20 protein-coding genes and 1 pseudogene are annotated in these 22,547 nt (G+C 64.1%); 10 read left to right on the top strand and 11 right to left on the bottom strand.

The annotated features are described in order from the left end of the window. Nucleotides 1–40: 40 nt before the first annotated feature. Nucleotides 41–808, bottom strand: a complete 768-nt coding sequence (locus QCE79_RS07620) for a haloacid dehalogenase type II (RefSeq protein ID WP_309843136.1) — start codon at nucleotides 806–808, stop codon at nucleotides 41–43. Between the two features lie 138 nt (nucleotides 809–946). On the opposite strand from QCE79_RS07620, the gene QCE79_RS07615 reads away from it, so the two are divergent. After that, nucleotides 947–1,849: a LysR family transcriptional regulator gene (locus QCE79_RS07615; protein ID WP_309843133.1), complete on the top strand. Its 903-nt coding sequence runs from the start codon at nucleotides 947–949 to the stop codon at nucleotides 1,847–1,849. A gap of 67 nt (nucleotides 1,850–1,916) precedes the next feature. Then, entirely contained in the window at nucleotides 1,917–2,351 is a 435-nt protein-coding gene (locus QCE79_RS07610) for a universal stress protein (RefSeq protein ID WP_244827729.1), read from the top strand. 85 nt (nucleotides 2,352–2,436) lie between these two features. Here the strand turns inward: QCE79_RS07610 and aceA are convergent, their stop codons facing one another. The 3 genes from aceA to QCE79_RS07595 all read right to left on the bottom strand — a co-directional run bounded on the left by aceA (nucleotide 2,437) and on the right by QCE79_RS07595 (nucleotide 6,514). After that, a complete protein-coding gene (gene aceA / locus QCE79_RS07605; RefSeq protein ID WP_244827730.1) occupies nucleotides 2,437–3,744 on the bottom strand; it encodes an isocitrate lyase in 1,308 nt (435 codons plus the stop codon). Between the two features lie 385 nt (nucleotides 3,745–4,129). Next, on the bottom strand, nucleotides 4,130–5,776 hold the full coding sequence (locus tag QCE79_RS07600; RefSeq protein ID WP_309843130.1) for a DEAD/DEAH box helicase: 1,647 nt from the start codon (nucleotides 5,774–5,776) through the stop codon (nucleotides 4,130–4,132). Between the two features lie 468 nt (nucleotides 5,777–6,244). Continuing rightward, nucleotides 6,245–6,514: an acyl-CoA-binding protein gene (locus QCE79_RS07595; RefSeq protein ID WP_244827732.1), complete on the bottom strand. Its 270-nt coding sequence runs from the start codon at nucleotides 6,512–6,514 to the stop codon at nucleotides 6,245–6,247. Here QCE79_RS07595 and tsaB point away from each other — a divergent pair. The 4 genes and pseudogenes from tsaB to QCE79_RS07575 all read left to right on the top strand — a co-directional run. Beyond that, nucleotides 6,513–7,391: pseudogene (gene tsaB, locus QCE79_RS07590) on the top strand (tRNA (adenosine(37)-N6)-threonylcarbamoyltransferase complex dimerization subunit type 1 TsaB); the annotation flags it as partial. The gene QCE79_RS07595 and the pseudogene tsaB overlap by 2 nt on opposite strands. Before the next feature lie 80 nt (nucleotides 7,392–7,471). Further along, nucleotides 7,472–7,966, top strand: coding sequence for a ribosomal protein S18-alanine N-acetyltransferase (gene rimI, locus QCE79_RS07585; protein ID WP_309843127.1), 495 nt, complete (start codon nucleotides 7,472–7,474; stop codon nucleotides 7,964–7,966). Then, entirely contained in the window at nucleotides 7,953–9,116 is a 1,164-nt protein-coding gene (locus tag QCE79_RS07580; protein ID WP_309843124.1) for a uracil-DNA glycosylase family protein, read from the top strand. Before rimI ends, QCE79_RS07580 begins: the two co-directional genes overlap by 14 nt. Next, nucleotides 9,116–10,336, top strand: a complete 1,221-nt coding sequence (locus QCE79_RS07575) for a DUF1853 family protein (RefSeq protein WP_309843120.1) — start codon at nucleotides 9,116–9,118, stop codon at nucleotides 10,334–10,336. Before QCE79_RS07580 ends, QCE79_RS07575 begins: the two co-directional genes overlap by 1 nt. A 23-nt stretch (nucleotides 10,337–10,359) precedes the next feature. On the opposite strand, the gene thiD is transcribed toward QCE79_RS07575, so the two are convergent. The 4 genes from thiD to lplT are packed head-to-tail and all read right to left on the bottom strand — an operon-like array spanning nucleotide 10,360 to nucleotide 14,014. Next, complete coding sequence (thiD, locus tag QCE79_RS07570) at nucleotides 10,360–11,172, bottom strand: bifunctional hydroxymethylpyrimidine kinase/phosphomethylpyrimidine kinase (RefSeq protein ID WP_250525736.1); 813 nt, start codon at nucleotides 11,170–11,172, stop codon at nucleotides 10,360–10,362. Between the two features lie 16 nt (nucleotides 11,173–11,188). Continuing rightward, on the bottom strand, nucleotides 11,189–11,830 hold the full coding sequence (gene thiE, locus QCE79_RS07565; protein WP_250525737.1) for a thiamine phosphate synthase: 642 nt from the start codon (nucleotides 11,828–11,830) through the stop codon (nucleotides 11,189–11,191). Nucleotides 11,831–11,841: 11 nt separating this feature from the next. Beyond that, entirely contained in the window at nucleotides 11,842–12,657 is an 816-nt protein-coding gene (gene thiM, locus QCE79_RS07560) for a hydroxyethylthiazole kinase (protein ID WP_250508918.1), read from the bottom strand. Between the two features lie 49 nt (nucleotides 12,658–12,706). Then, nucleotides 12,707–14,014 carry a lysophospholipid transporter LplT gene (lplT, locus tag QCE79_RS07555; RefSeq protein ID WP_244827740.1) on the bottom strand — a complete coding sequence of 436 codons (1,308 nt, stop codon included), beginning with the start codon at nucleotides 14,012–14,014 and terminating at the stop codon, nucleotides 12,707–12,709. 294 nt (nucleotides 14,015–14,308) lie between these two features. Here lplT and alr point away from each other — a divergent pair, with 294 nt between their 5' ends. The 3 genes from alr (at nucleotide 14,309) to QCE79_RS07540 (ending at nucleotide 17,244) form a co-directional block, all read left to right on the top strand. Continuing rightward, nucleotides 14,309–15,379, top strand: a complete 1,071-nt coding sequence (gene alr, locus QCE79_RS07550) for an alanine racemase (protein WP_244827741.1) — start codon at nucleotides 14,309–14,311, stop codon at nucleotides 15,377–15,379. A gap of 42 nt (nucleotides 15,380–15,421) precedes the next feature. After that, complete coding sequence (gene radA / locus QCE79_RS07545) at nucleotides 15,422–16,810, top strand: DNA repair protein RadA (protein ID WP_244827742.1); 1,389 nt, start codon at nucleotides 15,422–15,424, stop codon at nucleotides 16,808–16,810. A gap of 170 nt (nucleotides 16,811–16,980) precedes the next feature. Then, entirely contained in the window at nucleotides 16,981–17,244 is a 264-nt protein-coding gene (locus QCE79_RS07540) for a DUF2866 domain-containing protein (protein WP_244827743.1), read from the top strand. Nucleotides 17,245–17,396: 152 nt separating this feature from the next. Here QCE79_RS07540 and QCE79_RS07535 read toward each other — a convergent pair whose 3' ends face one another. Beyond that, nucleotides 17,397–19,337 (bottom strand): ATP-binding cassette domain-containing protein, encoded by a 1,941-nt coding sequence (locus QCE79_RS07535; protein WP_309843115.1) that lies wholly within the window; start codon nucleotides 19,335–19,337, stop codon nucleotides 17,397–17,399. Between the two features lie 144 nt (nucleotides 19,338–19,481). Between QCE79_RS07535 and QCE79_RS07530 the strand changes: the two genes are divergently transcribed. Then, nucleotides 19,482–19,973: a glutathione peroxidase gene (locus QCE79_RS07530; protein WP_309843113.1), complete on the top strand. Its 492-nt coding sequence runs from the start codon at nucleotides 19,482–19,484 to the stop codon at nucleotides 19,971–19,973. Nucleotides 19,974–19,977: 4 nt separating this feature from the next. Here QCE79_RS07530 and cls read toward each other — a convergent pair whose 3' ends face one another. Together cls and prmB are read right to left on the bottom strand one after the other, a co-directional pair. Then, nucleotides 19,978–21,492 (bottom strand): cardiolipin synthase, encoded by a 1,515-nt coding sequence (cls, locus tag QCE79_RS07525; RefSeq protein ID WP_250464474.1) that lies wholly within the window; start codon nucleotides 21,490–21,492, stop codon nucleotides 19,978–19,980. A 150-nt stretch (nucleotides 21,493–21,642) separates the two neighbouring features. After that, complete coding sequence (prmB, locus tag QCE79_RS07520) at nucleotides 21,643–22,530, bottom strand: 50S ribosomal protein L3 N(5)-glutamine methyltransferase (RefSeq protein ID WP_309843109.1); 888 nt, start codon at nucleotides 22,528–22,530, stop codon at nucleotides 21,643–21,645. Between the last annotated feature and the right edge of the window lie 17 nt (nucleotides 22,531–22,547).

Below are 22,547 nucleotides of genomic sequence, written 5' to 3'. Positions count from 1 at the left end.
GTCGGTCAGACGGTTTTGCTTGTAGCGGTAAAGCGGTAAATCAGTTGCGCGGCGCCCGGCGCGCACCACGTAAGGGAATGTCCTGTGGCTTGCATCCACCTTCGATGAATTCGATCAGTTCGGCCATGCCGCGTCCCGTTGCACGTGGCGCGAGCCCGAGTTCTTCCACCGGCAAGCCGGCGCGATTGATCCAGAACGTCGTGTAGCCGAACCAAGTCGCGCCCGCGATATCCCAGCCGTTCGACGACACGAACACGATCTCGCGCGCCGCCACGCCGAAAGCGCGCGTGCCGAGTTCGTACGCGGCGGCGGCGGGCTTGTAGGCGCGCACCGCATCGACGGAAAGCACGTGGTCGAAGAGGCCCGTCATGCCCGCGCTTTTAACGGCGATATCGAGCATCGGCGGATTGCCGTTGGACAGGATCGCGAGGGGAATGCCTGCGTGCTCGCGCCATTGTTTGAGCGCGGTCACGGTATCGGGGAACGCGGACAGGCAGGCGTATTCGTCCATCAGACGCTTCTCGGCGGCGCTGTTGAGCGCATCGGCAAGACCGAGGCGGGCGGCGGCGTGGCGCAGGGCATCGATCGTGATGTCCCAGAACGGCGCGTAATGGCTACCCGACGGATCGGCGAGCGTGCGCAACTGCGTGTATTCGATCTGCTTTTGCCGCCAGAGCTGCGAGAGCGGCTCGCCCTTGCCGGGAAACAGTTGCTCGGCCACCGAGACGACCGAGTGAACGTCGAAGAGCGTGCCGTAGGCGTCGAAAATCACTGCGCGAGGAGATGGGTGTGTCGTTATGGCCGACATAGCCGTGCGCTCCATGTAGAGGTCGGGTTGGATTGTATTGGTGATCGTAGTGATGGAAAAAGCATCGCCGGATCACTTGATCTTTTACTTTTTAATACCTAATCTGAGCGCGAGTCCCGCATTTGACGAAAAAAACGCATGGATCGATTCAAGCAGATTGAGACGTTCGCGGCCGTCGCGGCAAAAGGCAGCTTGTCGGCGGCAGCGCAGGCGGAAGGCATCGCGCCCGCGGTAATAGGCAGGCGGCTCGACGCGCTGGAAGAACGGCTGGGCGTCAAGCTGCTCGTGCGCACGACGCGCAAGATTACGCTGACGTTCGAAGGCTCGGCGTTCCTCGAAGACTGTCAGCGCATCATCAACGACATGCAGAACGCGGAATCGAGCGTGTCGGCGGGCGGCGTGAAGGCGAGCGGGCATCTGCGCGTGTCGGCGCCGGCGGGCTTCGGGCGGCGTCACGTCGCGCCGCTCGTGCCGAAATTCACGACGCTGCATCCGGACGTTTCCGTGAGCCTCGATCTCACCGACCGCATGGTCGATCTCGTCAACGAAGGCTTCGATTGCGCCGTGCGTCTCGGCGAGTTGCCGGATTCGTCGCTCGTGTCGCTCAAACTCGGCGAGAACCGGCGCGTGTGCGTGGCGTCGCCCGACTATCTCGCGAAATTCGGCGAACCCGCGGACCTCGCGGCGCTTGCGCATCACAACTGTCTCGCGCTTGGGGCATCGGCGAATCAGCAGCGCGGCTGGGTGTTTCAGCAAAATGGCAAGGTAGTGACGATCAAAGTCTCCGGCACGATGGAGTGCTCGGACGGCGCCGTGCTGCACGAGTGGTGCATGGAAGGGCGCGGGCTCGCGTGGCGGTCGTGGTGGGAGGTGGGCGAGGATATCGGCGCGGGACGCCTCGAGAGCGTGCTCGATGCGTTCGCCGCGCCGCCTATCGGCATCCACGCCGTTTTTCCGCAACGCCGGCACTTGCCGTTGCGCGTGCGTCTTTTTCTCGATCTGCTCAAGCATACGTATAACGCTTCGGGATACTGGGGATGAACCGCCCTTGATCGCGCGTTTGCGGCACTAGAATGAAAGCACGCACCGACGCCCGAAGGAGGACGCCATGTTCAAACACATCCTTGTGCCGACGGACGGTTCCGAACTGTCGCAAAAGGCCATCGACGGCGCGATCGACCTCGCGCAATCCGTTGGCGCACGCATCACGGCTTACGCGTGCCTGCCGCAATACCCTTATTCGCCTTTCGCCGATGTCGCCGTCGAACCACCCGACGACTTCCACACGCGCGCCGAACGCGAAGCCCGCGATCATCTGCGCGCCGTCGAACGCGCGGCGATCGCGGCAGGCGTGGCGTGCGACAGCGTGACGAGCATCGACGCGGCGCCGTATATCGGCATCATCGAGGCGGCGGAGGGCAACGGCTGCGACGTGATCCTGATGGCCTCGCACGGCAGACGCGGGCTTGGCAGTCTCCTGATCGGCAGCGAGACACAGCGCGTGCTCACGCATACCAAGATTCCGGTCATCGTCTATCGGTGACAGGTCACGGTGAAATGAAAAACGGCGGCCATGTCGCCACGGCCGCCGTCGGTTTCACTGCGCTCCCTGATTCAGCCTGCCGCTTTTACGCGACCTTTTTGTCGAAGAACTGCTCGTCTTCCGTCGATCCATGCAGCGCGGTCGTCGATGCGTCGCGTTCGACCGTTTGCGTGACGGCATCGAAATAGCCGGTGCCCACTTCGCGTTGATGCTTGACCGCCGTGAAACCCTTGTCGGCGGCAGCGAATTCGGCTTGCTGCAGTTCGACGAAGGCGCTCATCTGCGAGCGGGCGTAGCCGTGCGCGAGGTTGAACATCGAGTAGTTCAGCGCGTGGAAACCCGCGAGCGTGATGAACTGGAACTTGTAGCCCATTGCGCCGAGTTCGCGCTGGAACTTGGCGATGGTCGCGTCGTCCAGATTCTTCTTCCAGTTGAACGACGGCGAGCAGTTGTACGAGAGCATCTTGCCCGGGAACTGCTTGTGGATGGCTTCGGCGAATTTCTTCGCGTATTCCAGGTCCGGCTTGCCGGTTTCGCACCATACGAGGTCCGCATACGGCGCGTAGGCAAGGCCGCGCGACACTGCCTGATCCAGCCCCGGACGCGTGCGATAGAAGCCCTCCACGGTGCGCTCGCCGGTCAGGAACGGCTTGTCGTTGTCGTCGATGTCGGACGTGACGAGATCGGCGGCTTCGGCATCCGTGCGCGCAATGACGAGCGTCGGCGTGCCGCAGACGTCGGCGGCGAGACGCGCGGCCGTCAGCTTCGCGACGTTCTCACGCGTGGGCACCAACACCTTGCCGCCCATGTGGCCGCACTTTTTCACCGACGCCAACTGGTCCTCGAAGTGCACGCCCGCTGCGCCGGCTTCGATCATCGCCTTCATCAGTTCGAAGGCGTTGAGCACGCCGCCGAAACCGGCTTCGGCATCCGCGACGATCGGCGCGAAGTAATCGACGTAGCCGGCATCGCCCGGATTCTTGCCTTCGGACCATTGAATCTGATCGGCGCGCGTAAGCGTGTTGTTGATGCGCTTCACGACGAGGGGCACCGAGTTCGCCGGATACAACGACTGATCCGGATACATCTCGCCCGCGACATTAGCATCGCCCGCGACTTGCCAGCCGGACAGGTAGATGGCCTTGAGGCCGGCTTTCACCTGCTGCATCGCCTGATTGCCAGTCAATGCGCCAAGCGCGTTGACGAACGGCTCTTCATGAATCGACGCCCACAGCTTTTCAGCGCCACGCCGCGCGAGCGTGTGCTCGACCGGCACGGAGCCGCGCAGACGCACCACGTCCTCCGCCGAATAGCTGCGCTTGACACCTTTCCAGCGCGAATCCGTTTCCCATTCCTGATGGAGTTGTTGGGCTTGCTGTTGACGTGAGGTCATGGCGTTTCTCCTTGAGATTGAACTGAGTTCCTTGGCGATTTGAGCTTCGTGCGCCGACGTCGGCGGTTTCGTTTGCTCAACTCTTATATAAGAGTCTAGGCAAATTGCCGCCCGCAACACAGTCCCTGCAGAGAGATTTGCGTATAAATATTTTCGTTAAAATACAGGGAGATGGAATAATATTTCCACGATGCGAAATACGGTTTTCCATCTTGCAATGCCCGACGTTGTGCCGCGCAGCACGTCTTTTGCGACGCAAAAGATCATTGCACATCGTGAAATATGGCGAGCGGACGAAAAAAAACCGACGCGCGAGGCATCGGTTTTTTTTGTGCAATCGGGCAAAGGGCTTTTATAGCCGCTCTGCCCTTTAAGCGATCAAGGCTTAGCTGCCGCGGCGCGGGGCGCGCGGACCATCGCTGCGGCGGGCGAAACCGTCGCGCTGGCCACCGAAACCGCCATCGCGCGAACCGCCACGATAACCGCCTTCGCTGCCGCCGGCGTTGGTGCCGCGATAGCCGCCGCCTTCACCGCGATACCCGCCTTCGCGCGAACCGGTGCTCGGCTTGTTACCGTATCCGCTGGCGTTGGATGCGCCGTACCCACGGCCACCGCCGTTACCGCTGCCGCCATTGCCACCGCCGCTGCCGAAGCGACGACCGCCGCCATTGCCGCCGCCCGGACGACCACGGCCGCCAGCGCCGCCACTGAAACCACCCTTAGGCGGCGACTTGCGCGGCTCGAAGCCGACCACGACGTTCACCGGCAGCGGCGAACGCACGAAGCGCTCGATACGCTTCAGCGCGCCGATTTCAGCGTAATGCACGAGGCTCACCGCGATGCCGCTGCGGCCCGCGCGACCCGTGCGGCCGATACGGTGCACGTAGTCTTCCGCGAACTTCGGCAGATCGTAGTTGAACACGTGCGTAATGCCGGGAATGTCGATACCGCGTGCAGCCACGTCGGTCGCGACCAGCACGCGAACGCGCTTTTCGCGCAGCGCGCGGATCGTGCGATTGCGTGCACCTTGCGGCAGGTCGCCGTGCAATGCGGCGGAATCGAAGCCAGCGTCCGACAGACGGTTGGCGATCAGGTCCGCGTCGCTCTTGGTCGCCGTGAAGACGATTGCCTGATCGAGGCCTTCGTCGCGCAGCAGATGGTCGAGCAGACGATCCTTGTGATCGCGGTCATCGACGTAATGCACGTGTTGCGCGATGTTGTCGCGCGCTTCGAGCTTCTGAACGATCTCGATGCGCTCAGGGTCCTTCAACAGACGGCCGGTAAGTGAAGCGATCTTGCCGTCGATGGTGGCCGAGAACAGCAGCGTCTGACGCGAAGCTGGCGTGGCGGCAACGATCGTTTCGATGTCGTCGATGAAGCCCATGTCCAGCATGCGGTCGGCTTCGTCGAGCACGAGCATGTCGAGAGTCGACAGGTCGATACGGCCACGTTCGAGGTGATCGATCAAGCGACCCGGCGTGGCGACGAGAATCTCAGGGTTCTTCGCAAGCAGCATCAATTGCTGGCCGTAAGCCACGCCGCCGAGAATGCTGACCGTGCGCAGACGCTTCAGATGACGGCCATAGGTCGTCGCGGCAGCGGAAACCTGCATGGCGAGTTCGCGGGTCGGCGTGAGCACGAGCAGACGCGGGCGCGCGACGGGTTGCTGACGGCGCACCGGCTTGGCATTCGGGTCACGCGGGGCGCGCGGTTGCTGCGCCTGGAGCTTCTCCATTTGCGCGAATTTTTCGATGGCGGGCAGCATGAACGCGGCCGTCTTGCCCGAACCGGTCGGGCTGGAGACGAGCAGATCGCGGCCGGCGAGCGCTGCGGGAATCGCGCGCTGCTGAACCGGCGTCGGCGACTGATAGCCTGCGGCGGTCAGCGCGGAGACGATGTCGGCGGACAGGCCAAGCGACTCGAACGTCGGGCCTTCGGGTTGTGCCACGGCTTGTACTGCGGGTGCTGCGGGGAGGTCTAGTGCTTGTGCTGCGATGTTGTCCAACGGGCTGGGGGTAATGCTCGAAGTCATGTCGATCCTTGAAACGGGAAATGAGGCGTCGGCGCCAATCGGCATACCCAGGTCGTTGGATTCAGCGAGCGAAGAAACAGCGAGCAAATCGAAAAACGGGGGGCCACTCGCACGCATAAGCGGCGAGAATCTTTTTAGAAGCTGTATAGGATACGGCAGACCCGAGGGGCGCTGACGTCAGCCTGATGCATGACGGGCCGATAGATGCGAACAACACAACGCGCTAATACAACACGCAGACGGCCTGGCAGGGAGGGGACAGTTTCTAAACTGGATTGGGGCAAAACGCTACGAAACGCTTTGTTGCTCGGAGGATCACCGATCTTGCTTGGGTCTTTCTCGGGTGATGCAACTTACAGTCAAGCGCTGACCGCTAGTATATCGTAGTTTGTTGCACCGCGCCACATGATGAAGCACCTGCGCGCCAATTTCGGGCATCGAAGCGCGCCGGCATGCTCAGCTCGTGAATTAGTCAGCGTCGCCGCGTCTGAGCGAATCGACCAATTCCACGTAACGCCGCTTGGCGTCGTCGGCGGGTGTGCCTTTGAGCGCGGCCCAGGCTTCGTACTTGTACTTGCCGGCGATATCGGTGAAGCCTGGCTTGTCGCCTTGAACGTCGCCGAGACTGCCTTGCTTGAATAGCGCATACAGGCGCAGCAGCGTGAGATTGCCGGGGCGCTCGGTCAACTGCGTGACATCATTCTGCGCCTGGGCGAATTGCTGATCGATCTCGGTCATGCGCGTTTCTCCTGCGAGTCTTTGGGCTGCCGATCTTAGCAAGCGCATTCTCCCGAATGGGTCGAGGTTTTCTTCGAACCGAGCGAAGCCTCCAGAGACCACGCATCGCCGAAAACGCGTCGCGCCGATTCAGATGGCGCGAAAGCGTCGCGGGTCCCGCATTACAATACCGGCTATGACACGCACCGTTCTGCTCGCCCTCGATACCTCGACGGAGTTCTGCTCCGTTGCGCTCTTGCTCGCCAATTCTTCTTCTCCTTCCGATACCGTCGCCCCGCAATACGTACACGACGACCTACGCGTCTGGTTTCGCCACGAGGCGACGGGCGCGGTATCCAGCACGCGGCTGCTGCCCGCGGTGCGCGAGTTGTGCGAGGACGCTGGCGTCACGCTTGCCGAATGTTCGGCGATCGCGTTCGGCGCGGGTCCGGGCTCCTTCACGGGATTGCGCACCGCGACAGGCGTCGCGCAGGGTTTGGCGTTCGGCTTGAACGTGCCGGTCGTGCCCGTGAGCACGCTCTTCGCATGCGCACAAGCGGCGCGCCTGCACGACGCAGCGCTGCCAGCGCGCGTGCTCGTCGCACTCGATGCACGCATGGACGAAGTCTACTGGGCCGACTTCGAGTTCGACGATGCAACTGGCGCGTGGCGCACGCTGCATCCCGCATCGCTCGATGCACCGGCGGCCGTACCGCTTCCCGATGTCCCCTTTGCGCTCGCGGGCAACGCTGCAACGGCTTTTGGCGAGCGTTTTCCCGCGCTTGCAGCCGCGACGGTCGTCGATCGTCATGCCTTGCCGCACGCGCTTCCCGTCGCGCTGATCGCGCTTCGCGAATGGCGCGCGGGACGGGCGATTGCACCTGAACTCGCCGCACCCGACTATATCCGCGACAAGGTGGCGCAAACGACGGCGGAGCGCATGCAGGCGCGCGCCGCATCGGGCGAGGGGGCGCTGCGGTGCGCGGCGCGCTGCGGGCGGCCCGGGCTCGGACGCCGAGGACCGAGGCCGATCTCGACGAAGTCGCCGCCGTCGAAAAGATGGCGTACGAGTTTCCGTGGAGCCGCGGCAATTTTCAGGACTCGTTGCGCAATGGTTATTACGGCGTGTGCTTGCGGCATGTGACGGGCACGCTCATCGGCTATTGCGTGCTGATGCCGGTCGTCGATGAAATGCATCTGCTCAACCTGTGCGTCGCGCCGAGTGCGCAGCGCGCTGGAGCGGGGCTCACGCTGTTGCGCGAGGCGGTGCGCATCACGCGCACGGAAAAGCTCGAAGGCGTGTTGCTCGAAGTGCGGCCGTCGAACCCGCGTGCCATTCAGCTTTACGAGCGCTTTGGCTTCGTGGCCATCGGGCGCCGGAAGAATTATTATCCCGCGCGGCACCGTTCGCGCGAGGACGCAATCGTCATGCGTCTGTCGTTTCCGAAGGAGAGTGCGCATGGCGCTCGATGATCTGCTTGTGGAAGAACTCGGCTTTGGGCCGGTGTGGGTGCGGCGGCGGGTGAGCGAGGCGGGTGGCGCGTCTTCGGCTTCCTTGACGTTGCCATCGGATGTTGCAGTCGAGGCGCGGCTTTCGCGTTCGTCGCGTGGCGAAGTGGCAAGTCCGGATGCGGACGAGGCGGCATCGTTGGCTTCGAAAACATCGGAGGCGCGGTTGACGCCTCTTCCGGCAGCCAATTCACACGACGCATCGGCGACGCGTCGGGGAGATGTGGCGAGCCCAACCTCGCGCGATTCGCTGCCGAACCAAGCGCCTGAAGGTCTTGCGCAACACGCATCGCCTGATGCCTTGGCCCACCAACCGCGCTTACGCGAAGCCGAAGCCGAAGCCGTCACTCGCGCCGATCGCGAACCGGCACGCGCCGCACGCGAACCAAGCCCGCCTCAAGACCACGAAGCCCCTTTCGAAGCCTACGACGATCTCCCGTGGACCGACGATGCGCCGTTTTACGCACCGTCGCCCGCCGCAGCCGACGCCCCGAGCGACATCCATACGCTCGATTGGGACACGCTCGCCGCGCGCGTTGCCGGTTGCGAACGCTGCCGCCTGTGCGAGCGCCGCACCAACACGGTGTTCGGCGTCGGCGACCGCGAAGCGGATTGGCTGCTCATCGGCGAGGCGCCCGGCGAGAACGAGGACAAGGAAGGCGAACCGTTCGTCGGCCAGGCCGGCAAGCTGCTCGACAACATGCTGCGCGCGCTCGAACTGTCGCGCGAGTCGAACGTCTTCATCACCAACGTGCTGAAGTGCCGTCCGCCCGGCAATCGCAATCCGGAACCCGAGGAAGTCGCGCGCTGCGAGCCTTATCTGCAACGTCAGGTCGAGCTCGTGAAGCCGAAAATCATCGTCGCGCTCGGGCGCTTCGCGGCGCAGAGTCTTCTCAAGACGGACGGCAGCATCGCGTCGATGCGCGGCCGCGTGCATGAATATCGCGGCGTGCCGGTGGTGGTCACGTATCACCCCGCGTATCTGCTGCGCAGCCTGCCCGACAAGGCCAAGGCCTGGGCGGATCTGTGCCTCGCGCGCGGCACGTACCGGGATGCGCTCGCCGCGCTCGGCGTCGAGGCGGGCGCGCAGGAAGGACGAAAGGTCGGCCGCTGATGTCGGCGCCATCGCCGGATTTCGCGCGCATCGTCGATGGTTTCGGCGACACGACGGTGCGGGATCTGGCGTGGCTGCTACTCTCGCCGGACTTGCTCGACGAGCATCATGCGGGCGCGCGGCTCGCTCATCCCTTCGACTCGGAAGCAATGCGGCGAACGACGCTCGCGTGGCTCGCCGAACTCGATGCCGCGCCCGACGCGCTCCACGCCCACACGCGCAACCCAAAGAGCACTCGGCTCGGCATCTATGCGGAAAGCCTGCTGGAATTCTTCCTGGCGCACGGGCCGGCGGCGCGCCTGATCGCCGCGAACGTGCAGATACGGCGCCAGCGTCGCACCATCGGCGAATGCGATTTTCTGCTCGAAACGGCGGACGGCGCGCGGCTGCATTGGGAACTCGCGGTGAAGTTTTATCTGCATATCGGTGAACCTGTCGCGCAGGGCGGTGGCGAGATCGACGCGTCGTTAGGCGCGCGTCTGCCAGATCGCTTCGTCGGTGAACGCGCCGCGCAAGGCGGTGGCGAGATCGACGCGCCGTCCGGTGCGCGTCTGCCGGATCGCTTCGCCGGTGAACACGCCGCGCAAGGCGGTGTCGATATCGACGCGTCGTCAGGCGCGCGTCTGCCAGGCCGCATTGTCGGTGAACGCGCCGCGCAAAACGTCGGCGCTGACGCCGCGTCGCCAAGTTCACGACTCTCCGACTACGTGGGACCGAACTTGCAGGATCGCTTCGATCTGAAACATGCGCGCTTGCTGACGCATCAGTCCACGCTGACGGCGCGTCCTGAGTTCATCGCGCTGGGTTACGAAGGACCGTGGGAGCCGCGCTTGTTCATCAAGGGGCGGCTCTTTTATCGCGATGAAGGCGTCGCGAGCGCGCCTGAAATCGGCGAGCAGCATTTGCGCGGCTGGTGGATGACGGCATCCGACTGGCGCGAGAAGCGTGGCACGGCAAGCAATGCCTGCGATGAGCGCGCGTGGATCGTGCAGCCACGACTCGCGTGGCTGGCTTCGCGGCGGCTCCGCGCAGACGATGCTGACGCGTTGTTGGCCGAGGCATCGGTGATTCATGCGCGTCTGCAAGAGATTGCCATGCCGACGATGATCGCGGCTTATCGACGCGATGAAGCGGGCAACTGGAGCGAGGAATCGCGCGGCTTCATCGTGCCGGACGACTGGCCGGAGCGCGCGCGGATCTTTGCGGCGGCGCGGTTATAGAGCGTTCAGGCGCGCGCCGACCGCTACCACCAGCGATAAAAATGATGCACCGGCCCGACGCCGTGCCCGACATCGAGCCGCGCGCTCGCTTCGATCGCTCCCGTGAGATAGCGCTTCGCTTCAGCCGCCGCGCTCGCGAGATCGTCCGTTTGCGGAATCAGCGCCGCAATCGCCGACGACAACGTGCATCCCGTCCCGTGCGTATTCTTGAGCGGCACGCGCACACCGTTCAGCCGCATCGAACCGCTTGCCTCGACGAGCCAGTCGGGACTATCGGCCGAAACAAGATGGCCGCCTTTCATCAGCACCGCGCGCGCGCCGAGCGAGCGCAACGCTTCGCCCTGACGGACCATTTCGTCTTCGTCGACGGCCGGCGTCGAGCCGAGCAGCGCCGCCGCCTCCGGCAGATTCGGCGTCACCAGCGTGGCAAGCGGAAGCAGTTCGTCGCGCAACGCCGCCACCGCTTCCGGCGCGAGGAGCGCGTGATTGCTCTTGGAAATCATCACGGTATCCAGCACGACATGCGTCGGCTTATGCCGCCTGAGCGCATCGGCGACAGCGCGCACGATATCCGCGTTCGCCAGCATGCCGATCTTCACCGCGTCGATGCGAATGTCGTCGAACACGGCATCGAGTTGCGCGGTGATGAACGCCGCTTCCGGCGCATGCACGGCCGTGACGCCGCACGTGTTCTGCGCCGTGAGCGCCGTGATGACGCTTGCGCCGTACGCGCCGAGCGCGGAGAACGCTTTCAGATCGGCCTGGATACCCGCGCCGCCGCCCGAGTCGGAACCGGCGATGGTGAGCACGTTGGGGATGGTTTTCGTATCGGCCATAAGGTGACGGTGAGGTTCAGGCGCGTTCGATGATCTCGCGCAAGACGCGCGACGCGTCGCGGGGATCGGCCGCCTTGCAGATTGCGGAGACGACGGCAAGACCCGCGGGTTTCGCGCGCATGACATCCGCGGCATTGTGCGTCTGAATGCCGCCGATCGCCACCGTGGGCAAACGCGCATCGGCGACGAGCGCAGCCAGGCCATCGATACCGCATGGCGCCGATGCATCGGTCTTCGTCGGCGTGGCGTACACCGGTCCCGCGCCGAGGTAATCGACGGTTCCTCGTAGCGCGTTCGCCGCGTCGAGTTCGGCGCGATCGGCCACCGACAAACCGATGATCGCATCCGCGCCCAGCAAGCGCCGCACGGCGTCGGCCGGCAGATCGCGCTGCCCGACATGCACGCCATCGGCCCCGACTGCAAGCGCGACATCGACCTGATCGTTGATGATGAGCGGCACGCCATGCGCACGCGTGAGCGGCAGCAGATCGCGCGCGAGCTCGTACCACGCGCGCTTGTGCCACTCGGGCGCGCGTAATTGCAAGATGGTCGCGCCGCCTTCGAGCGCCGCGCGCGCCACGGCAAGCGCCGCAGCGTGTCCGCCGCACTGCACGGGATCGAGCACGAGATAAAGCGAAAGATCGAAGGAAGGCCGCATTTGCCGAGCGATCAGGAAAGCGCGACGTCACGCGTGACGAGCGTCTGCCCGAACGCGTTCTCGTCGAGTGAGGCCAGCCGGTCGAGATACGCGACCGCGAAACTGCCGGGCAGGGCGGCATCGCGCGCGGCGAGTTCGCCCGCAATCGTCGTATGGGCGATGGCCGCGACCGTCGCCGCGAAGTGTTCATCGCGCGATGTCGCGGTGGCGATGAACGCCGCGACCGTCGCCGAGAGCGCGCAGCCCACGCCGGTTACGCGCGTCATCAGCGGCGAGCCGTTCGACAGCGCGACGACCTGCCGGCCATCGGTGATGTAGTCTGTGGCGCCCGTCACCGCGACGACTGCCTGTGTCCTGAGCGCGAGGATCTGGGCGGCGTCGAGCGCGGCGTCGGTGGCGGCGGTGCTGTCCACGCCGCGTCCGCTTGCAGCGCCGCCCGAGAGACTGATGATCTCGGATGCGTTGCCGCGTATGACCGCTGGCGTGAGATCGAGCAGTTCGAGCGCGAATTCCGTGCGGAACGTGAGCGGGCCGACCGCGACCGGGTCTAGCACCCACGGCTTGCCGGCGCCGTTGGCGGCATCGACGGCGGCACGAATCGCGCGGGACTGCGGGACGTCGAGCGTGCCGAGATTGACGGAGAGCGCGCCCGCGATCGGCGCGAATTCACCGACTTCCTCGCGCGCGACGACCATGGCCGGCGCGGCGCCGATGGCAAGCAGCACGTTGGCCGTGAAGTTGGTGACGACGAGATTCGTCAGGCAATGCACGAGCGGCGCATGACCGCGCACGCGCGTGACGAAGGAATAGAGATCGGCGGAAAGCATGATGGAAGAAGATTAGCCGATGCTTACGAGCAAAGCGTGCCGCGCGACTTCAATGCCGCGCTTCGCCGATCAGCGCGACGGAATCGAACGCGCGCTGATTCGCCTGATGCCGCCGCATGACGAAGTACATCATTAGGCACACGAAGGTGCCGAACAGCACGATCACGAACTGGATCGGCACGTCGAGCCACACCAGCACGGCGTAGAGGCACAGCATGACGAGCACGGAGAGATTCTCGTTGAAGTTCTGCACGGCGATCGAATGGCCCGCCGACAAGAGCACGTGCCCGCGATGCTGGAGCAGCGCGTTCATCGGCACGACGAAGAAGCCCGACAAGCCGCCGACGATCATCAGGAACAAATAGGCGACGAGCAGATACCCCGGAAAGTGCATCTTGCCGAAGTAGATGCCCCAGTGCGCGGGAAAGAGGTGGCGCGTGTAGAACGCCATCAGCATGACGGCGATGCCCATCATGATGCCCACCGGCAACACCGACAGCGAGCGCTTGAGCGGCACGCGCGCCGCCGCGAGCACCGCGCCGACCGCGACGCCCACCGCGATCACCGCCTGCAAGATGGCGGCCTGCGAGAGCGTCATGCCGAGCGACACTTCGGCCCATTTCAGTACGATGAACTGCAAGGTCGCGCCCGCGCCCCAGAAGAGCGTGGTGACCGCGAGCGAGATTTGTCCGAGCTTGTCGTGCCAGAGCGTCACGAAGCAACCGGCGAAATCGGTGATGAGCTTGATCGGCCGCGTTTCCTGCTTCGGATAACGCGCGCCGGTGTCGGGAATGCGCAGGTTGAAGATCGCGGCGATCACATACATCAGCACGATCACGAGCATGGCGGCTTCGGCGGGCGTATTGACTTTCGGAATGTGCAGACTGAGCAGATGCCCGGCGATATGCGGACTGATGAGCGCGCCGCCCATGACCGTGCCCAGGATGATCGACCCGACCGTGGTGCCTTCTATCCAGCCATTGGCGGCAACGAGCCGGTCGGCGGGCAGCAGTTCGGTGAGAATTCCGTACTTCGCGGGCGAGTAGGCCGCCGCGCCGAAGCCCACGATGCCGTAGGCCAGTAGCGGATGTGCGCCCACCAGCATGGTGATGCAGCCGACGACCTTGATGGAATTGGTGACGAACATCACCCGGCCCTTGGGCCGCGAGTCCGCGAAAGCGCCGACGAAAGCCGCGAGTACCACGTAGGAGAGCACGAAGAACAGCTTCAGGAGCGGCGTCATCCAGTTCGGGGCGTGAAGGTCTTTCAGCAGTGCAATGGCAGCAATCAGGAGAGCGTTGTCAGCCAGCGATGAGAAAAACTGCGCGGCCATGATGGTGTAAAAACCTTTTTTCATCTGATCCGAAGCTTTCCTCACTGCGGGTGATCCGCCCCGCCCGCCGGACATGCCGCTTGTCTTGCGATCGGGCTTATGCCTTTCGAAATGGGTTGTGCGCACGGCTTTATAACACGAAAATAGGCGCATTCTGACTAGCAGTAATCTCGATGACGCTCGAAAAACAGACGATCGTCCGCGAGTTTGTTCTTAAGATACTGATTCGCAAGGCGTCTTTGAGACCCGCAGCACGCAATGCCACGCTGGCGTATGCTCGCCCTTCCGACTGCCCGAACCGCAATTCCACACACGCTCATGCCGCGCCCCCTTTCCGCCACCATTCACACTGCCGCACTCGCCAACAATCTCTCCGTCGCACGAAAGCACGCGCCGAAATCCAAAATCTGGGCTGTCGTCAAGGCCAATGCTTATGGCCACGGACTTGCGCGAGCGTTCCCCGGACTTCGGGCAACGGACGGCTTCGGGCTTCTGGACCTCGAAGAAGCCGTAAAGTTGCGTGAATTGGGTTGGGCCGGGCCGATTCTTCTGCTCGAAGGCTTCTTCCGGCCGACCGATATCGACGTGATCGACCGCTACAGCCTGACCACGGCCGTGCATTGCGACGAGCAATTGCGCATGCTGGAAATGGCGCGGCTGTCCAAGCCTATCAATATCCAGTTGAAGATGAATAGCGGCATGAACCGGCTCGGCTACGTGCCCGAGCGGTTCCGCGCGGCGTGGGAGCGGGCGCGGGCGGTGCAGGGCATCGGGCAGATCACGCTCATGACCCATTTTTCCGATGCCGACAGCGAACGCGGCGTGGCGCATCAGCTGGCGGCGTTCGAACGCGGCGCGGAAGGCATTGCGGGGGCGCGCAGCCTGTCGAACTCGGCGGCGGTCCTGTGGCATCCGGCCGCGCACTTCGACTGGGTGCGGCCCGGCATCATTTTGTATGGCGCGTCGCCGTCGGGCGTGACGGCCGATGTCGCGAATCTCGGGCTGCGTCCGGCCATGACGCTTTCGTCGGAGCTGATCGCCGTGCAGACGGTCGAGGCGGGCAGCAGCATCGGTTACGGTTCCACTTACACGGCGGGACAGGCCATTCGCATCGGCGTGGTGGCGTGCGGTTATGCGGACGGATATCCGCGCGTGGCGCCGGAAGGCACGCCCGTTATCGTCGATGGCGTGAGGACGAAACTCGTCGGCCGCGTGTCCATGGACATGCTCACGGTCGATCTCACGCCGGTTCCGCATGCGGGCATCGGCTCGCGCGTCGAACTGTGGGGCCCGAATCTGCCTATCGACGATGTCGCCTCTTCGTGCGGCACCATCGGCTATGAGTTGATGTGCGCGATCGCGCAACGCGTGCCGGTGCGCGCGGAATGACCCAGGCATCGAACTTCAACCGGACTTATAGCAAGGCAGCGCGTGGCAAAAGCAGCGAAAGCAAAGACGCTCTATATCTGTAGCGAATGCGGCGGACAAGCGCCGAAATGGACCGGCCAGTGTGCCGCGTGCGGGGCGTGGAATACGCTCGTGGAGTCGGTGGAGCAGGGCGCTTCGGCGCATCGCTTCCAGGCGCTCGCGAAGAGTTCGCCGGTGCAGCGGCTCGCCGACATCGAGGCCTCCGACGTGCCGCGTTTCACCACGGGCGTCGGCGAATTCGACCGGGTGCTCGGCGGCGGTCTCGTGCCCGGCGGCGTGGTGTTGATCGGCGGCGATCCGGGCATCGGCAAATCGACGTTGCTCTTGCAATCGCTTGCGGAAATCGCCCGCGAGCGGCGCGCGCTCTACGTGAGCGGCGAGGAATCCGGCGCGCAGATCGCGTTGCGCGCGGCGCGGCTCGGCCTGACGGGCGCGCGGGACAGCGCCGTCGGCGACCTCGGCTTGCTCGCGGAAATCCAGCTCGAAAAAATCCAGGCGACCATCGACGAGCAACGGCCGGAAGTCGCGGTCATCGATTCGATTCAGACCATCTATTCCGAAGCGCTCACCTCCGCGCCCGGCTCGGTCGCGCAGGTTCGCGAGTGCGCGGCCCAGTTGACGCGCATCGCCAAGCAGACCGGCACCGCGATCATCATGGTCGGCCACGTGACCAAGGAAGGCAGCCTCGCGGGGCCGCGCGTGCTGGAACATATCGTCGATACGGTGCTGTACTTCGAAGGCGATACGCACTCGTCGTTCAGGCTCGTGCGCGCCTTCAAGAACCGCTTTGGCGCGGTCAACGAGCTCGGCGTGTTCGCCATGACCGAGCGCGGCTTGCGCGGCGTGGCGAATCCCTCGGCGCTCTTTTTGTCGCAGCACGAGCAGAGCGTGCCGGGGTCGTGCGTCCTGGTGACGCAGGAAGGCTCGCGGCCCTTGCTCGTCGAGGTACAGGCGCTCGTCGACACCGCGCACGTGCCCAATCCGCGACGCCTTGCGGTCGGGCTCGAACAGAACCGGCTCGCTCTCTTGCTCGCGGTGCTGCATCGGCATGCGGGCATCGCGTGTTTCGATCAGGACGTGTTCCTGAACGCCGTCGGCGGCGTGAAGATCACCGAACCCGCGGCCGATCTCGCCGTGCTGCTCGCCATCCATTCGTCGATGCGCAACAAGCCGCTGCCGAAGGGCCTCATCACGTTCGGCGAAGTGGGACTCGCCGGCGAGATCCGGCCTTCGCCGCGCGGACAAGACCGGCTCAAGGAAGCGGCCAAGCTGGGCTTTTCGGCCGCGCTGATTCCGAAGGCCAACGCGCCGAAGCAGCCTATCGACGGGCTGAACGTGATCGCGGTGGATCGGATCGAGGAAGCGATCGACCGCGTGCGCGACCTGGAGTGAGCTCCTGGCGCGCTTGGTCAGAGCTTCGTAATGCGGCGTAAAAATGTCGCGTCGATATGTAACCTGATTCGCGCGCGATCTTCTTATCCTTACAGGGCTACGGAACCGGCCGGCTTCGTCTGCTGTCTCGACACAGGCGAAGTGATTGCAAGGATCGAGAGGACCACGCTTTGAACCACATCAAATCAACGCGGCCCAAGCCCGCGTTTCATCTGCGCGGGTGCCGTGTCTCCGCGCCGCTGCAGCAGCCTTTCGGTGGCGGATGCCGGATCGTCGAATGGATCGACGGTGAAGGGCAGATTTCGCGCCGTGTCGTCGCGGCCGATGCCACCGAGGACGAAGTCGTCGCGACTATCCGCCGCCATGTGACGGGGCGCAAGCACGTGCTCGTCGATGACGAACGGCAACCAAGGCAGACCTTGCCGCGAAGGTGAAATTCGTGGCGGCGGCGTGGGTGAACGTGTTGCGTGTCGATCTGTGAAGGGTTGCGCTTCCTACGAAGCACGGTGGCGTTCGAAGGCTTGCGGCGCGCCAGGCACGCGAAGCTACGTGAGTCCGGCCGCTGGATCAGCGCGCCGCAAAGTCATCACCCGATCTGCTCAAGCTCTTCATGCGCTTCCAGCCACTCCATTTCGAGCGCCTCCAGCCGCGCGCCGACTTCGCCTTGCCGGCGAATGGTGTCGGTTAGCTTCGTTTTCATCGCGGCCTCGTAACTCGCGGGATCGGCCACGAACGCATCGAGCGTGGCTTTCTCCGCGTTCAGCGCATCCATTTCCTTTTCTATCTTCGCAATGCGTGACTGCAGCGGCTTCTTCAGATGCGCGAGCTTCTGCCGCTCCTGCGCCTCCAGACGGCGCTGTTCCTTGCGGTTCTGCGCGCTGTCCTGCGTGTCTGCGTTCGTGGACGACGCGCCATTCGCGTCCTTTGCCGCCGCGCGCGTTTCGGCGGCGTGTTGCAGCAGCCAGTCGCGATAATCGTCGAGATCGCCGTCGAACGGACTCAGACGATGCTTCGCCACCAGCATGAAGGTGTCGGTCGTCGCGCGCAGCAAGTGCCGGTCGTGCGACACGAGGATCAGCGTGCCTTCGAACTGCGCGAGCGCCATGGTCAGCGCGTGGCGGGTTTCGAGGTCGAGGTGATTGGTCGGCTCGTCCAGCAGCAGCAGATTCGGCTTCTGCCAAATGATGAGCGCCAGCGCGAGCCGCGCCTTTTCGCCACCGGAAAACGGCGCGATCTTCGCGGTCGCCATTTCGCCCGAAAAGTTGAAGCTGCCGAGAAAGTCGCGCAGTTCCTGCTCGCGCGTGTCGGGCGCAAGCCGCGCGAGATGCTGAATGGCGGAGTCGTCGGGACGCAGCGTTTCGAGCTGATGCTGCGCGAAGTAGCCAATCTGCAAGCCCTTGCCTTGCCGCACGCTGCCGGACAGCGCGGCAAGCGTGCCGGCGAGCGTCTTGATGAGCGTCGATTTACCCTGCCCGTTCGCGCCGAGCAAGCCGATGCGCTGACCGTTTTGAATCGACAGCGTCACGCCTTCGACAATCGGAATCTCGATGCCCTCGTTGCGATAACCGCAGCGCACGTCTTCCATGACCATCATCGGATTGGGCGCGGCGTCGGGCGCGCGGAACTCGAACGTGAACGGCGAGCTCGCATGCGCGGGCGCGATCAGCTCCATCTTCTCCAGCGCCTTGACACGGCTTTGCGCCTGCTTGGCCTTGGTCGCCTTGGCCTTGAAGCGGTCGATGAAACTCTGCAGATGCGCCACCGTTCTCTGCTGCTTTTCGTAGGCGTTCTGCTGCAAGGCGAGCTGCTGCGCGCGCAGCACTTCGAACCGGCTGTAGTTGCCGCCGTAGCGCTTGATCTGACGACTCTCAAGATGCAGCGTGACATTGCAGACCGCGTCGAGAAATTCGCGGTCGTGCGAAATCACGACGAGCGTGCCGGGATAACGGCCGAGCCAGTCTTCGAGCCAGATGATTGCATCGAGGTCCAGGTGATTCGTGGGTTCGTCGAGCAGCAAGAGGTCGGACGGACACATCAGCGCCTGCGCCAGATTCAGGCGCATGCGCCAACCGCCCGAGAAGCTCGTCACCGGTTCGCGTGTCTGCGCGAGCGTGAAGCCCAGGCCGAGCAACAGCGTTTCGGCGCGCGCGGGCGCGGTGTAGCCGTCGGCATCGGCGAAAGCGGCGTGGGCTTCGGCTTCGGCCGCGCCGTCATGCGCCGCCGAAGCCGCCGCGATGCGTGCCTCGATAGCCCGCAGTCGCGTGTCGCCGTCGAGCGTGTAGTCGAGCGCCGTGCGGTCCACGGCGGGCGTTTCCTGTGCGACATGCGCAATGCGCCACGAAGGCGGCAGCGCGAAATCGCCGCCGTCCGCGTGCAACTCGCCGCGCAACACGGAGAAGAGCGTGGATTTGCCCGCGCCGTTCGCGCCGACGAGACCGGCTTTCTCGCCCGGATTGAGCGTGAAACTGGTCTCTTCGAAAAGCGGCTTGGTGCCGCGGGAGAGGCTGAACTGGTTGAAGCGAATCACGGAAGATGGCGGCGCGGCATGAGGGAAACCGCTATTTTAGACTGCGGCCACGAAGCGCCGGGGGTCGTCCGTTCGGCCAATGGCGGTAAGTGGCGCGCGGTAGTAGCATCGCCTTTCTTCGAATCTTTCCAGCGGGAGCAACTCATGAGTGCAGCAAGCGACGACATTTACGCGTTCAAGGCCGAGACGCTGGGCGGCGAGACGGTGGGCATCGACCAGTATCGCGGCAAGGTGCTTTTGATCGTGAACACCGCGAGCGAATGCGGCTTCACGCCGCAATACAAGGGTTTGCAGGAAGTCTATGAGCGCTTCGCGGCGCGCGGTTTCGAAGTGCTCGGTTTTCCCTGCAACCAGTTCGGCGCGCAGGAACCGGGCGATGCCACGCAGATCGGCAGCTTCTGCGAAAAGAACTACGGCGTCACGTTCCCGATGTTCGCGAAAATCGACGTCAAGGGGCCAAATGCGCATCCGCTCTTCAAATATCTGACATCGAAGGAACCGGGCGTGCTCGGCACCGAGGTCATCAAGTGGAATTTCACGAAGTTTCTCGTGAACCGCAACGGCGACATCCTGAAGCGCTACGCGTCGCTGACGAAACCGGAGTCGATTGCCGAGGACATCGAAAAACTGCTGTAGCGCCTTAGAGGATAGGCGAGAAGAGGCGCGCCACGTGCATGGCCATGCGTCGCCAGGACGCCGCGCCGCGATAGTCCTCGCGGTCGATCTCATACGAAAGCGCGAAGTCGGCGAGCAGCATGCTTTCGACTTCACGCGCGAAAGCGTTGTCGACGGTCAGCACCATGACCTCGAAGTTGAGGCGAAAGGAGCGGTTGTCGAGATTGGCGCTGCCTATGGCCGCGCCGACATCGTCGACGAGCACGACCTTTTGATGCAGAAAACCCGGCTTGTAGCGGAAGATGCGCACGCCCGCCTGCAACAAATCGTAGGCATACAGCTTCGATGCCGCGAACACCACGCGATGATCGCGCCGGCTCGGAATCAGGATGCGTACATCGACGCCACGCATCACGGCAAGGCGCAGCGCGGAGAACACGGCTTCGTCGGGAATCAGATAGGGCGAGGTGATCCAGACACGTTGGCGCGCCGCGTTGATCGCCTCGACGAAGAAGAGCGAACAGGTCTCCTGTTTGTCGGCCGGGCCGCTCGACAACACCATGCAGTGCATGTTTTCGTCCGAATGCGGCGCGGGGCCGAGCTCGGGCAGGCGTTGCGTGGCCCAGTACCAATCTTCCGTGAAAACGAACTGGATGCTCGCCACGGCGGGGCCGCGCACCTCGACGTGGGTATCGCGCCAGGGCGTGAGGCGTGGATTGCCGCCGAGATACTCGACGCCCACGTTGTGTCCGCCGACGAACGCGCGCTTGCCGTCGACCACCACGATCTTCCGGTGATTGCGGAAGTTGATCTGGAAGCGGTGCACGAACTTGCGCTTGGCCGCGAACGGATGTGCCTGTACGCCGCTCGCACGCAGCGCATTCACGTAGCGATGCGGCAAGTCGAAGCTGCCGATGCTGTCGTAGAGAAAATAGACGCGCACGCCCGCTTTCGCCCGCGCGATGAGCATCTCCTTGAGCAACTCGCCGAGCGCATCGGCGCGCACGATGAAGAACTGCACGACGACATAGTGCTCGGCCGCTTCGATGGCGGAGAGAATCGCGGAGAACGTGGCGTCTCCGTTGACGAGCACGCGCACCGAGTTGCCGCGCAGGAACGGCATGCCCGAGAGGCGCTGCAAAGTGCGAATGGTCGGATTGCCGAGATAGCTCGCCGGTCCCGGCGCAATCTCGCCGCGCACGCCCGACGCGTCGAGCAGCGCGCCGGCTTCGTCGCGATGAATCGGGAGCGGCTGAGGCGCGTCGCTGCGATCCGTCGAGTCCCATTCGGCGGGTTTCGAGCGGCTGCGCAGAATCTCGACTTCGAGCCGACGCGCGTCGATATAACCCGCGAACTTGCTACGGCCGAGAAACAGATAAGGAATGAGCGTGAAGTAAGGCATGGCCACGAGCGACACCGCCCACGCCACCGCGCCCTGCGAGGTGCGCGTATTGATGATGGCGTGAATCGCCGCGATCACGCCGAGCACATGCGCGGCTATCACGAGCGTGCCGAGGTGTAGCCAGTCTGCTGCTTGCATGGAATGCCGTTGGTCCGATGACGACGCGTGCAGCCTGCACGGCGCGACAGCAAATGCGCTGCCGCGAGGATGCGTCATATTACCGAACCTTGGGCGCAAGTCGCGGCCCGAAAAGGACCGCGCTTGCGTTGAAACAACGCCGCTGAAGGCTCAGGCCGGCAGGTCGGCGGCCTGGATCAGGAACACGTTGTCGTCGCCGGCGCTGGTCGAGAGCCAGATTAGATCGAGACCGCCGAGCGCCGCTTCGACATTGGCGCGTTCGTTGCCGATCTCGACGACGAGCACGCCGTCTTCGGTCAGCCACTTGCTCGCCTCGTGCACGATACGCCGCACCACGTCCATGCCGTCCGCGCCGCCCGCGAGCGCGAGTGCCGGCTCGTGGCGATATTCCTCGGGCAGCGACTGCATGGCGGTGGCGTTGACGTATGGCGGGTTCGTGATGATCACTTCGTAGCGCGTGTCTTGCGGCAGCGGCGCGTACAGGTCGCCTTCGTAAAGCGAGATGCGTTCGTCGAGTTCGTAGTCGTCGACGTTGCGGCGCGCGACCGCGAGCGCATCGGCGGAGATGTCGACGGCATCGATATCGGCGTTTTCGAACGCCTGCGCCGCGAGCACCGCGAGGCAGCCCGAACCCGTGCAGAGTTCGAGCACGCGCGTGACCTGGTCGGGGTCGGCCACGTAAGGCTGCAAGCCGTCCTGCAGCAATTCGCCGATGAACGAACGCGGCACGATCACGCGCTCATCGACGTAGAAACGGTGTCCGTGCATCCACGCTTCCTGCGTGATGTAGGCGGCGGGCACGCGTTCCTTCGCGCGGCGCTCGATCACTTTCATGACGGCGTCGATTTCGGTGTCGAGCAGGCGCGCGTCGAGAAACGGGTCGAGCGTGTCGAGCGGCAGATGCAGCGTATGCAGAATCAGATACGCGGCTTCGTCATAGGCGTTGGTCGAACCGTGGCCGAACGAGAGTCCGGCCTGTGTGAAGCGCGTAACGCCAAAGCGCAGCAAGTCGCGCAGGGTGGTGAAGGGCAGCGCCATCGAATGGCTCCTTGTGT

It is taken from the genome of Caballeronia sp. LZ003 (assembly GCF_031451465.1).
Taxonomy (GTDB): domain Bacteria; phylum Pseudomonadota; class Gammaproteobacteria; order Burkholderiales; family Burkholderiaceae; genus Caballeronia.
Note: the sequence above shows the minus strand (reverse complement) of the source record. Positions and strands in the feature narration are given on the sequence as shown.